Source organism: Rhodococcus oxybenzonivorans (genome assembly GCF_003130705.1).
Classification (GTDB): Bacteria; Actinomycetota; Actinomycetes; order Mycobacteriales; family Mycobacteriaceae; genus Rhodococcus_F; species Rhodococcus_F oxybenzonivorans.
This window is the reverse complement of the sequence record NZ_CP021354.1, coordinates 3,315,920-3,329,009: the sequence shown is the minus strand read 5'-3', so window position 1 is coordinate 3,329,009 and position 13,090 is coordinate 3,315,920. Positions and strand designations below refer to the sequence as shown.

At 67.7% G+C, this 13,090-nt stretch carries 8 protein-coding genes; 2 read left to right on the top strand and 6 right to left on the bottom strand.

The window, feature by feature from the left end:
- The 6 genes from CBI38_RS15710 to CBI38_RS15685 form a co-directional block, all read right to left on the bottom strand.
- Nucleotides 1–4,356: a type I polyketide synthase gene (locus tag CBI38_RS15710; RefSeq protein WP_109330167.1), complete on the bottom strand. Its 4,356-nt coding sequence runs from the start codon at nt 4,354–4,356 to the stop codon at nt 1–3.
- Nucleotides 4,353–4,637: an acyl carrier protein gene (locus tag CBI38_RS15705; RefSeq protein ID WP_109330165.1), complete on the bottom strand. Its 285-nt coding sequence runs from the start codon at nt 4,635–4,637 to the stop codon at nt 4,353–4,355. The genes CBI38_RS15710 and CBI38_RS15705 overlap by 4 nt, the downstream gene beginning before the upstream one ends.
- Nucleotides 4,638–4,671: 34 nt before the next feature.
- Nucleotides 4,672–6,453 (bottom strand): fatty acyl-AMP ligase, encoded by a 1,782-nt coding sequence (locus CBI38_RS15700; RefSeq protein ID WP_109335123.1) that lies wholly within the window; start codon nt 6,451–6,453, stop codon nt 4,672–4,674.
- Between the two features lie 195 nt (nt 6,454–6,648).
- A complete protein-coding gene (locus CBI38_RS15695; RefSeq protein WP_109330163.1) occupies nt 6,649–7,176 on the bottom strand; it encodes a hypothetical protein in 528 nt (175 codons plus the stop codon).
- Nucleotides 7,173–7,754 carry a hypothetical protein gene (locus tag CBI38_RS15690; RefSeq protein WP_109330161.1) on the bottom strand — a complete coding sequence of 194 codons (582 nt, stop codon included), beginning with the start codon at nt 7,752–7,754 and terminating at the stop codon, nt 7,173–7,175. Before CBI38_RS15690 ends, CBI38_RS15695 begins: the two co-directional genes overlap by 4 nt.
- Nucleotides 7,755–7,813: 59 nt before the next feature.
- Complete coding sequence (locus CBI38_RS15685) at nt 7,814–8,509, bottom strand: TVP38/TMEM64 family protein (protein ID WP_230989853.1); 696 nt, start codon at nt 8,507–8,509, stop codon at nt 7,814–7,816.
- Between the two features lie 402 nt (nt 8,510–8,911).
- On the opposite strand from CBI38_RS15685, the gene mutA reads away from it, so the two are divergent.
- Both mutA and scpA read left to right on the top strand, forming a co-directional pair.
- Nucleotides 8,912–10,828 (top strand): methylmalonyl-CoA mutase small subunit, encoded by a 1,917-nt coding sequence (gene mutA, locus CBI38_RS15680; RefSeq protein WP_109335122.1) that lies wholly within the window; start codon nt 8,912–8,914, stop codon nt 10,826–10,828.
- Nucleotides 10,825–13,089, top strand: a complete 2,265-nt coding sequence (gene scpA / locus CBI38_RS15675; RefSeq protein WP_109330158.1) for a methylmalonyl-CoA mutase — start codon at nt 10,825–10,827, stop codon at nt 13,087–13,089. The genes mutA and scpA overlap by 4 nt, the downstream gene beginning before the upstream one ends.
- Nucleotide 13,090 lies beyond the last annotated feature (1 nt).

The window sequence follows — 13,090 nt, the reverse complement described above, 5'->3', positions numbered from 1 at the left end:
CTAGTCGCCGTCCCGGAGTGCAGCGAGTTCTTCGGCCAGAGTCTTCACCGTGTAGCGGATCTGGTCCTCGGAGTGGCACGAGGTGACGAAAAATCTCAGCCGCGCCAAATCCTCGGGTACGGCGGGATAGAGAATAGGGTTCACGTTGATTCCGCGCTCCAGCAGCCTGTTCGACAACTTCAGCGTTTTCAGCGAGTCACCGACGATGCAGGGAATGACAGGCGTGTCCCGCGTGTCACCGGTATCGATGCCGGCCTCGGTGGCCAGTGAGAGGAACAGCTGCGCATTGTGTCGCAGAAGGTCGAGTACCTCCGGCTGGGCGCGCATCTGACGAATCGCGGCCAGCGACGCCGCGGCATTCATGGGTGTCATGCCGACGCTGTAGACGAAGCCGGGGGTGGTGTACTTGAGGAACTGGATCAGCTCGGAACTCCCGGCGACGTATCCGCCGCAGCCGGCCAGGGCTTTCGACATGGTGCCGGACCACAACTCGACATCACCGCGGTCGACGCCGAAATGTTCGCCGATACCGCCGCCGGTTGCCCCGAGCACCCCGATGCTGTGCGCCTCGTCGATCATCATCAGCGCCTGATGCTTCTTCTTCACTGCGATCATGGCCGGAAGGTCGGGGATATCGCCGTCCTGGCTGTACACGCCCTCGATGAGGATGAGGACCCGCCGGTACTGCGGCCGGATCGCGGTGAGCAGGGTGTCGAGCGCGTCGTGATCGTTGTGGGGGAACGGGCGGCGGGTGGCGCCGGACAGTGTGCAGCCCTGCAGGATGCTGTCGTGCGCCAGGCTGTCGTGAATGACGAGGTCACCTTCACCGACGAGGTGCCCGATCACGGTCACGTTGGTGGCGTGCCCACTGACCAGGACGATGGCGTCCTCGGTGCCGAGTAGTGCGGCGAGTTCGGTCTCGAGCTCGCGGTGGACCGGCTTGTCGCCGGAGAGCAGCCGGCTGGCCGAGCACGAACTGCCGTAGCGGGCGACGGCGTCCTGTACGGCGGCGACCACGGCGGGATGGCCGGACATACCGAGGTAGTTGTAGCTCGAGAAGTTGAGAACTTCGTTCCCGCCGATGATCGAGGTGTCGCGGGTGACCCCGTCGTTGATCAGGAAGTAGGGGTTGGTGACGCCGAACCCTTCGGTCATGGTTAGGCGCTCGGAAAGTGTCTTGACCTCAGGGAAGTCGGAGATGCGGTACTCGGGCCGGACTATGCGGGGGGCGGTTGCGGGGCCCGCCGACGCCACCGCAGGTTCGGGGGTCGGGGCAGCGGCCGGCGACGTTGCGGGTTGCAGTTGCGTGCTCACGTGGTCGATCAGGTCGCCGAGGGTCGTCGACGACGAGAACCACTCGGGGTCGATGACGAGTTCCGGGAAGGTTCGTCTCAGCCCGCTGAAGAGGTCGGCGACCATGATCGAGTCGAATCCGAGGTCGCCGACGATGGTGTGTGCGGTCCGCAACGACCCGGCCGGGAACCCGCTGACACGCGCCGCCTCGCCGCGGATTCCCTCGGCAATCTCTCCGGAAACGCGTTCGCGGGTGGCGGTGTCGGCGTGGGGTGTCGTCGATGCGGGCGCGGAGATGTCGGCGCCGGTATGGGCGACGGCGGCGAGGACGGCGGCCTGCTCCCGGAACAGTGCAATCAGGTGCTCCATGGTGGAGTCCTCTGCTTTCGGTGCGTCGGTGGACGGCGTGGTGGGCGGTTGAGCGTCGGCCGCCTCGGTCGCTGTGGTCACCCCGACAGTGGTGGAAACCGACGTCCAGAAGCGGGCGGTGGTTGCGAAGGAGTAGCCGGGCAGTCGTCGGCGCACACGCGCGCCCGGTTCGTAGAGCGCATCCCAGTTCGGGTCGACACCGTCCCGGTACAGGGCAGCGACGGTGTCGGTGAGCTCGTGACCGGTGGCCGCCGGGCCGGGGCACGGTAGGAGGTACTTCGCGGCGAGGTCGGGATGAGCACGGGTGAGAATCGGCGCCAGGACCCGTGCGGGTCCCACCTCGATCAGATGCGTCGGTTCGGACGCCACCGCGGCGGCTGCCGCGTCCGCGAACTGCACGGTCGCCTCGATATGGTCGGTCCAATACGTGGCATCCATCGGCTCGTCCACGTCGAGTAGCCGTCCGTGCACGGTGGAGAAGATCGGGATGGTCGGTGGCCGGTAGGTGCAGCCGGCCGCGACCTCGGCGAAGGCGTCCGACACGGGCCTCATCAGCGGCGAGTGGAACGCGTGGGAGACGGCGAGAGGACGGACCGCGAAACCCTTCCCCGCCAGAGACTTTCGGATCACCTCGAGTGCGCCCGCCGACCCGGACAGCACCAGGTCCCGTGGCCCGTTCACCGCTGCCAGCGCGACCGACGGTTCACCGGCGAGGAGATCGGCGACCTCCTCCCGGGCGGCGCGCACGGCCAGCATCGCACCACCCTCGGGCAACTGCTGCATGAGTCGCCCCCGGGCGGCGATGAGGCGGCACGCGTCGTCCAGGTCGAAAACGCCGGCCAGCGCCGCGGCCGCGTATTCGCCGACGCTGTGGCCGACCAGCCACGCGGGCTCGATGCCGATCTCGGTGAGCACTCGCGCCAGCGCGTACTCCACGGCGAAGAGAGCGGGCTGCGCGAACTCGGTTCGACGGATGTCGTCGTCGCCGGCGTCGAGCAGCAGCGCGCGGACCGATCGGCCCAGATGTGGTGCCATCTGCTCGTCCACGTCCACCAATGCCAGTCGGTACGCCGCGGACCGCTCATGCAGCTGACGCGACATTCCCGGGTACTGTGCGCCCTGACCGGTGAAGAGCCAGCCGGTGCTCACCGGCCGTGCGGTTCCGGACGACACGTCGAGCAGGCTCGGGTCGGTCGTGAGGTTGCGCAGGGCGGACACGGCCTCGTCGCGGTCCTGTACGGGCACCGCAAGGCGGTGGCGTCCGGAGGCTTTCACCCGGTTGGAGGTCCAGCACACCCTGGGCAGTTCGGTAGCGGGGCGGGTGGCGAGATGGTCGGCGAGGACGGCGGCGTTGCGTCGCAGGCCCTCGCTGTTGTTCGACGCCAGGGTGAGTACGCCGCCGCCGACGCCCACCGGGACGGCCTCGTCGGCGGGCGCGGCGGCCAGGAGCAGGTGGGCGTTGGTACCGCCGAGCCCGAAGCTGCTGACCGCACCGTAGACGTCGCCGTCGGGCAGGCTCATCGGCTCCTTTGCGAGACGGAGCCCGTTGTCGGCCAGTCGAAGTCGAGGGTTCTCGTCCTCCGCGCAGCGGGTGGGCGGTACCACACGGTGGTGCAGAGCCAGCGCTGCTTTGATCACCCCGGCCACCCCGGCCGCACCCTCCGTATGACCGAGGTTGCCCTTGATCGATCCGATCGCGCACGGCTGCGGGCGTGGAACGCCGTGGAGGTGACCGAGTGCCTTGATCTCGATCATGTCGCCCAGCACGGTTCCGGTGCCGTGCGCCTCGACGAACGCGACGCGGTCCGGCGTCACCCCGCCGCGCCGATAGGTTTCGCCGATGACCTGCTGCTGGGCCCACCGGTTGGGTGCGGTGATTCCGTTGCTGCGGCCGTCGTTGTTGACCGCGCTCGCCTTGATCACCGCGTAGATCGGCAACCCCTCGGCCTGCGCGTCCGCGAGGCGGCGCAGCACGAGCACGGCGGCACCTTCACCCCGGCCGATACCGTTCGCCTTGGCGCTGAACGGTTTGCATCGTCCGTCCGGTGCGGACAGCCCGGCCTGGGTGTAGAAGACGTTCAGGGCGGGGGTGAGGGCAATGTTGACGCCGCCGGCGAGCGCTTGGTCGCACTCGCCGGCTCGCAGCGCCGCGCAGGCCAGGTGGACGGCGACCAGGGACGACGAACACGCGGTGTCGACCGCGATACTCGGGCCCTCGAGGTCCAGTTGATACGAGATTCGATTGGCGGTCATGAAGTAGCCGTTGCCACTTCCGAGTTGCGGCGTGATCCGCGAGAGGTCGCTCATCTGCAGATTCCACTCGTTGGCCATCACGCCGACGAATACGCCGGTGTTCGAACCGGCTTGGCCCCGCGGATCCAAAGTGGCGTCCTCGAGGGCACGCCACGCCGTCTGCAGGAGCAGGCGTTGCTGCGGGTCCATCGCCTGGGCCTCGCGGGGGGCGATTCCGAAGAACTCGTGATCGAAAGCGTCTGCGTCGCTGAGGAATCCGCCGCTACAGTTGTTGATCGCACCCGGTCCACCGGCTTCGTTGTAGAAGTCGTTCGGGTGCCATCGGTCTTCGGGGACGTCGACGATTCCGTCGCCGCCGGCCATCAGCAGCCTCCAGAGCGCGTCGGCGTCCGTTGCCTGCGGGAATCGGCAGTCGAGGCCGACGATGGCGATGTCGATCATGCGGCCCTCTCGTACCGGTCCTCGACTTCGGTGGCGATGAAGACAGCCATCTCGGCGATGGTGGGGTAGTCGAATACCACAGTGGGGTCCAGTTCGAGTTCCCACTGGTCTTCGATCTCGCCGCACAGGCTCACCGCAGACACCGATTCGATTCCCAGCTCGGCGAGCGGGATGTCGGGGTCGACATTGTGCACCGGCTGCTCTGTATAGAATGCCACCCTTCGGGTGAGCCAGTCGATAGCCGGGGTGAGGTCGCGGGTGGGGTTCACGAAAGCAGGCATGGGGATATTTCCTTGTCGGCGAGGGGGGTGGACGTCAGGCGTGTGCAGGTGTGGCGGTTCGGCGGAGGCCCTGGACCGCCGGATCGATTTCTTCGTGCAGCACCGCATCCACCCGGTTCTCGAGGAACGACGCGCGCATCGATCGGCGTTGAACCTTTCCGCTGGTGGTGCGGTGCACCCCGTGCCGGTCGACCAGGACGACGCTCGGCGCCGGCACGTCGAAGGCCCGGGCGACGGAGAGTTTGATCTTTCGGGCGAGGTCCGTGATCGTCACGGTGTCGTTCTCTTGACCCTGATCGAGCAATCCGGTCTTGACCTCGTGGATCACCAGTAGGCGCTCGTGGCGTCCGGTGTCCATGGAGAACACCACTCCGGCCGATCCGGTGAGGGCTGGATGGAGTTCGCGCACCGCCTCCTCGATGTCCTGGGGGTACAGGTTGCGTCCGTTGACGATCAGCAGGTCCTTGAGCCGGCCCGTGACAAAGATTTCACGGCCGACGGAAGCGCCGAGGTCACCTGTGCGCAGGAACGGCCCGTCCCCGCCCAGGGTGGTGGCGTGGAACTTCTCCTCGGTGTCCTCGGGCCGATTCCAATAGCCGGCGGTGACGCTGCCACCGCGGATCCACAGTTCCCCGACCCGGCCCTCAGGCAGCTCGTCGGTGGTGTCCGGATCGACGACGCGAATGTCCACACCGAATGCGCGGCCGCTGCTCACCAGTCGGGTGCCACCGGCCATCGGAGTGAGCTCGTTGCGCTCGAGCGCGGCGGGGTCGACGTCGAGGTACACCGGCGGGCTGCCCACGGCTCCGGCGGTGGCGAGCAACGTCACCTCGGCCATACCGTAAGCCGGGAAGAACGCGTCCGCCCGGAACCCGTAGGGCCGGAGCCGGTCGAGGACGGCCTCGAGGGTACGGGGGCGAATCGGTTCTGCCCCATTGAGAGCGACCCGCACCGAGGAGAGGTCCAGTCCGGTCAACTGGTCGTCGGGAATCCGGCGGGCGAGAAGGTCGTACGCGAAGTTCGGGCCGACGGTGATGTCGGCGCGGTAGCGATCGATCAACTGCAACCAGCGCACCGGGCGCTTGAGGAAGGTCATCGGCGACATGAAGGCAAGGTTGCTGCCGGCGTAGAGGGGGAGCAGCAGCATGCCGATCAGCCCCATGTCGTGGAAGTGTGGAAGCCAGCCCACAACGCTGCCGGCGTCGCCGTCCCTGATGGCCGCAGACATGGCCTCGACCATGGCCGCGGCGTTGTGCAGGAGGTTCCCGTGGGTCACCATCACGCCCTTGGGCTCGCTGGTGGATCCCGAGGTGTACTGGAGCAAGGCGAGGGTGTCGCCGTCCAGTTCGGGCATCTGCCACTCGTCGGGGTCGCCGAGTTCGGCGGCGTCGGTCGACGCGACGGCGACCGTGCCGGTGAGTCCGGAGTTCCCGATCCACGCCGTCAGCAGTTCTTCGATGGCGGACGTGGTGAGCACCAGACCGACGTCGGCGTCCTCGAACATCGTGGCCACCCGCGCCATGCTGCGGGCGTCGTGCGGCACGGGGGCCGGTACGGCGACGACACCGGCGTACAGGCAGCCGAGGAATGCGCGAAGGAAGTCGATGCCGTCGACGTACAGCAGCATCACCGGGCGGTGGGCCTCGGGCCGCGTCGACAACCACGACGCGATCGCCCGCGCATCCTGGTCCAACTGGCGGTAGGTGAGAACCTCTTCGACGAGTTCGCGGCCGACCTCGCGATGGTAGGTGTAGGAGCGTTCCTCACCGTAGGTGGCGGCCTGGGCTCGAACGTGTGACACGAAGTCGGAATGCACTTGATCTTCTCCCTCGAAGTGGACGATTCCTACTCTCGTCCGCATCGCCGGGGGATTCCATCAACCCCAGGGGTGGAATCACCCCCACCTCCGGTTGGTCTCGCGTCACCGCGGGATGGGCAGTGTCACCGGGTATTGAAGTGCCTCGGAAGGTTGATCTTTCTGTGCCGCAGGGATTTTCGGTGAGGCCAAGGGCTAGGTGATGAGCGCCCGCCCGACGCCGCACACGGCGATGGCCCAGAGCACGCTGGTGAACGTGCCGATGATGAACTGCTCGGAGGCGTGTGGTTCGCGCAGTTCGGGGTAGCGGGCCAAGCTTTTGACAGCCAGGACCACGGCGATACCCTCCGGCCACCCGGCGAGGATCGCGGCGGCGACGGCGGCACGCTCGAGCAGTCCGATCACCCGACCGCCTCGCAACGGGCCTGCCTCGGGCCGGGGGTCGTCACCGGAATCGGGCTGGCGCCGGGCGATCCTGAAGGCGGCGAGCACCATCGGCGCCCCGCCGGTGATGGCCGCTGCTGCGCCCAGCACGAGCGTCGCACCCAGTGCGAATCCCTTCACCGGTGTGGTGGCGGAGCCGGCGACCGCGGCCGCGGCGAGGGCGGCGAGCCCGACGAGCGGGGCCGCCCACTGGGACACCCAGCGGGGAACGCGCTGTGTGGCAAGCACCAACGGTGCCAGCGCCGCGACGCCGAGGGCGAGGAGCGCGACCACCGTCATGAATCCGCCTTCTGTAGGAGTCGTTCGGCCAGGCGGCGGCCTGCCGTTTCGACCTGCCACCCCGCGGTGGCGAGGCGTTGCGAGACGGCCTGCTTGCTGATGCCCAGGGTTTTGGCCGCCTCCGTCTGGGTGAGCCCGCGCCGCATCTGTGCGACGGCTTCGCGGCCTTCGTCGGTACGGCGGGTGAGGAGAACTGCGACGAGGGTGAGTGCGGTGTCGGCGTCCGCGGACAAGTCGGTGTCGGAACCCTCCACCGCGACCCGGCCCGGGGCACTTTTCGCCCGCTCGACGGCGACGCGGGCGAGTTCGAACGCCGGTCCTCGGCCGGCACGCGTCTCGTCGGGAAGCGGTTCTTCCACGGCTCCGGCACCGATGCCGATGCTCCAGTGTTCGCGACCGACGAGATCGAGGGCGAGAGCCACCACGGTCCCGGGATCTGCCACGACCGCCTGCATCTCGTCGCCGGCCGTGCGCTGAAACGGGCGGACGAGTCGGTGATCGCCGAGTTCGGCGATCAGGTCGCCGACACGGTCGACGTCGCGGCGACTTCCGCGCTGGTCGACGGTGAGGACGAACATTCGTCAAGGCTAGAACCTGGAAACTTGCCTGTCAAGACTCGTAACTTGACATCGTGCGTTCAAGGATGAGGGGTAGACACACCCTCGGTCAGCAGCAACTCCTCGGCGTCGGATCGATCGAGGGGACGCCGAGAATCGACGATCAACCCGAGAATGCCGACGACGACGCACACACCGGACAGCAGGAGGAGGGCTGGATTCGTCTCACCGCTCAGGGCGTCCCCGAGAACCACGATCCCCACCGTTCCGGGGAGGATGCCCACGACCGTGGCGAGCACGTAGGGGAGCAGGCGGATGGAGGAGACGCCGCTGCAGTAGTTGACCACGGAGAACGGGACGAATGCGATCAGCCGGAGAGAGCCGACGGCGAGCCACCCCCGTCGGGCGATCCGCTCGTCCACCCGCCGGATCGTCGGGCTGGAGATGCGTTGCCACACGACGTCCCGGCCGATGGCGCGCACCAGATACAGAGCAAGCACCGCGCTGACCGTTGCGGCCGCGACGGTGATCGCGATGCCGAGCCAGGCCCCGAACAGCAACCCGGCACTCAAGGTGAACACGGTGCGGGGGAACGGGAATATCGTCACCAGCGCATGCGCGACGAAGAAGACCAGCGGAAAAGCCGGGCCCACCGACTGCGCCCATTCCCGGATCTGCAGAACGGACGGATGGGGTGCCACCACCGCGACGACCACCAGCACGATTGCCAGTGCGGCGACGCCGATGACCCTGCGGTTCCCCAGGCGTCTCTTCACAGGGCACCAGGCTACCCGGCCGCACCGCGAAGGGGCGTGCGAGGAAAACCGTCGAGAGCACGGTCGTAGCGGAGACCGTCTCATCCGGACACCGCCGCCGCGCAGGTGCGACCCCCGCCCGCGGGACGAGAATTCGGGCCAGCGCGGCGGCGGCCATCCTCCTACGATGGAGTAGTTCGCCGCGGAAAATGATCTCCCCTGACGGGCAAGGTCAGCCCGAAGAACCGCGGAGTCACGGCGCCCTGGGCGCCGAACGGTTCCGGCGTCATGCTCATGACCTGAGGTTATCCATCATGTGGTGATCCTCACGATAGGAGAGCGGAGTCTGCGGCTAGCATCACACCAACACAACATATTGATCGATCGCTCATCAGGGCCATGCAGGGAGAGGAAGCGGACACCGTGTCATTAGCTTCAGAAACCGAGGAAGCTGCGCGGGCATATACCGACTGGCAGCGCTCCGTGGCGGGAGTCCTCGCGAAATCGCGGCGAGTCGACGCGGCAGACCTCGGTCCGGAACCCGAGAAGCTCCTCGAGACCACCACCTACGACGGTGTCACCGTCGCGCCGCTCTACAGTCCCCGGGACGAGCGCCCCGAGCAGCCGCTTCCCGGCGCATTCCCTTACGTTCGGGGCGTCGACGCCACTCGGGACGTCAACTCCGGCTGGCTCGTCAGCGCCCGATTCGGTGCCGGCGCCGATCCGGCGGACGTCAACCGGTCCATCCTCGACGCCTTGGAAAACGGGGTCAGCGCGGTCTGGCTCACCGTCGGTGAGAACACGCTGCCCGTCAGGTCGCTGGAGACGGCGCTCGACGGCGTGCTGCTCGACCTCGCCCCGCTCACCCTCGATGCCGGAACCGAGGTGACAGCCGCGGCCCACGCATTGTTCGCACTGCTCGACGCGCGTGCGTCCGCCGGTGACGGCGTCACCGATCGCACCACGGTGCGCGTCCACCTCGGTGCGGCGCCGCTGACGAGTGCCTTCGCCGGTGTGACGGACATCGAGCTCGGTGATGCGGTGGCACTGGCCACCGAGGCGTCCAGCCGACCGGAACAGGTGCGCGCGATCACCGTGGACGGCACCGTCTTCCACAACGCGGGCGCCTCCGACTCGGAGGAGCTCGGTGCGTCCGTCGCCGCCGGGCTCGAGTACCTGCGGGCGCTCACCGCGAGTGGGCTGCCCATCGGAAAAGCGTTCGGCCAGATCGATTTCCGATTCGCGGCGACCGACGACCAATTCCAGACCATCGCGAAGTTCCGCGCCGCCCGGTTGGTGTGGGCCCGGATCGCCCAGGTATGCGGTGCCTCCGACTTCGGCGGCGCGCCGCAGCATGCGGTCACGTCCGCCGCGATGATGTCGCAACGTGATCCATGGGTGAACATGCTCCGCACGACCCTCGCCGCGTTCGGCGCCGGGGTGGGCGGTGCCGACGCGGTGACGGTGTTGCCGTTCGATGCCGCGCTGCCCGCGGGGGCGCTGGGGGTCTCGCAGACCTTCGCCGATCGGATCGCCCGCAACACCCAGTTGTTGCTGCTCGAGGAATCGCACCTCGGCCGCGTGCTCGACCCCGCCGCCGGATCGTGGTACGTCGAGGATCTCACGCAGCGGATCGCGGGGAAGGCGTGGGAATTCTTCCAGCAGATCGAGTCGGCCGGCGGATATCTCGCGGGCCTGGGCGCCGGGCAGATCACCGAACGGATCAACTCGACGCGGGCGCAACGCGAATCGGACATCGCACACCGCAAGACCGCGGTCACCGGGGTCAACGAGTATCCCAATCTGGAGGAGGCGCCACTGCCTCCCGGTGCCGCGGACACCGGACGGGTGGCGCGGTACGCCGCCGCCTTCGAAAGGCTCCGCGACCGCTCCGACACCTATCTGGCGCTCCACGGGGTCCGGCCCACCGCGTTCCTGGCTCCGCTCGGACCGGTCGCCGAGCACAACGTGCGCACCACCTTCAGCACGAACCTGCTGGCATCGGGTGGTATCGCCGCCGTCAATCCCGGACCCCTCGCCGTCGGTGACGGCAGCATCGCGGCCGCAGCGGCACAGTCCGGGGCCGGTATCGCGGTGATCTGCGGTACCGACAAGCGGTACACCGCCGACGCCGCGGCCGCAGTCGAGGAACTGCGCGCTGCCGGTGTGGGCACCGTTCTCCTGGCGGGTCCGGAGAAGGTTGTTGCCGACGTGGACGGGGCTGCCCGCCCCGACGGATTCGTCACAGCACGCATCGATGCAGTCTCGGTCCTGTCCGATCTGCTCGACATCATCGAGAGCGCGGGGAACACCTCGGGCGACACAGGGAGCAAGAAGTGACTACTCGCGAGGTCAAGCACACGATCGGCAGCTTCGCCGACGTGCCGCTGGAGGATCCTCAGTTTCCGCAGCCGGCCGCACCGACCGCGGAACAGACGGACGCATTGATCGCCGCTGCCGCGGCGGCGAACCACTACACCCCGGAACAGGTGGTGTGGTCCACACCCGAGGGAATCGACGTCAAACCGGTCTACACCAAGGCAGACCGCGACGCCGCCGAGTCCGAGGGTTACCCGGTGGGCAGCTTCCCCGGTGCCGCGCCGTTCGTGCGTGGGCCGTACCCCACCATGTACGTCAACCAGCCGTGGACCATCCGTCAGTACGCCGGATTCTCGACGGCCGCCGAGTCCAACGCCTTCTACCGCCGCAACCTTGCGGCGGGGCAGAAGGGTCTGTCGGTGGCGTTCGACCTGGCCACCCACCGCGGCTACGACTCCGACCACCCGCGCGTCGCCGGTGACGTGGGCATGGCCGGTGTGGCCATCGACTCGATCCTCGACATGCGGCAGCTGTTCGACCACATTCCCCTCGACAGCGTCAGTGTGTCGATGACCATGAACGGTGCCGTTCTGCCGATCCTGGCCCTGTATGTGGTGGCGGCGGAGGAGCAGGGTGTCGCTCCGGAACAGCTGGCCGGAACCATTCAGAACGACATTCTGAAAGAGTTCATGGTCCGCAACACCTACATCTATCCGCCGAAGCCGTCGATGCGCATCATCTCGGACATCTTCGCGTACACCAGCACGAAGATGCCGCGGTTCAACTCCATCTCCATTTCCGGGTACCACATCCAGGAGGCCGGTGCCACAGCCGATCTGGAGCTGGCGTACACGCTCGCCGACGGTGTCGAGTACCTCCGCGCCGGCCTCGACGCCGGCATGGAGATCGACAAGTTCGCGCCGCGGTTGTCGTTCTTCTGGGCCATCGGCATGAACTTCTTCATGGAGGTCGCCAAACTGCGGGCCGGCCGTCTCCTGTGGAGTGAACTGGTTGCCCAGTTCGAGCCGAAGTCGGCGAAATCGCTTTCGCTGCGCACACATTCGCAGACCTCGGGTTGGTCGCTCACCGCCCAGGACGTCTACAACAATGTGGCCCGCACCTGCGTCGAGGCCATGGCCGCCACGCAGGGGCACACCCAGTCTCTGCACACCAACGCACTCGACGAGGCGCTGGCGCTGCCGACGGACTTCTCCGCCCGCATCGCCCGCAACACCCAGTTGTTGCTCCAGCAGGAATCGGGGACGGTCCGCCCGATCGACCCGTGGGGCGGCTCCCATTACGTCGAGTGGCTCACTCACGAGCTGGCGAACCGCGCCAGGGCGCACATCGCCGAGGTCGAAGAGGCCGGCGGTATGGCGCAGGCCATCAGCGAGGGCATCCCGAAGCTGCGTATCGAAGAGGCCGCCGCCCGCACCCAGGCGCGCATCGATTCCGGTCGTCAGCCGGTCATCGGTGTCAACAAGTACCGGGCCGAAGAGGATCAGAAGATCGAGGTCCTCAAGGTCGAGAATTCGCGGGTCCGCAAGGAACAGCTCGAGAAGCTCGCACGCCTGCGTGAGGAACGCGACCCCGTCGCGGTGCAGGCGGCACTCGCCGAGCTCACCCGCGCCGCTGCCTCGTCGGAGGGCGGCATGGAGAACAACCTGCTCGCGCTCGCCATCGACGCTGCCCGTGCGCACGCCACCGTCGGCGAGATCTCCGACGCACTCGAGACGGTGTTCGGACGTCACCAGGCCGAGATCCGCACCATCAGCGGGGTGTACCGGGACGAGGCCGGGAAGGTGGACAACATCAGTAACGCAACGGAACTCGTCGAGAAGTTCGCCGAGGAGGAGGGCCGCCGCCCGCGTGTCCTCATCGCGAAGATGGGCCAGGACGGGCACGACCGCGGACAGAAGGTGATCGCCACCGCCTTCGCCGACATCGGCTTCGACGTGGACGTCGGACCGCTGTTCCAGACCCCGGAAGAGGTCGCGAACCAGGCGGCCGACAACGACGTCCACGTGGTCGGTGTGTCGTCGTTGGCTGCAGGTCACCTCACCTTGGTGCCTGCACTGCGGGATGCGCTCGCGGCGGTGGGGCGTCCCGACATCATGATCGTGGTCGGCGGTGTCATTCCGCCCGGCGACTTCGACGAGCTCTACCAGGCGGGCGCCGCCGCGATCTTCCCGCCCGGCACGGTGATCGCCGAGGCGGCCACCGGTCTGCTCGAGAAGCTGGCCGCCCAGCTCGGGCACGACCTGACGGGCACCCCGGAATAAC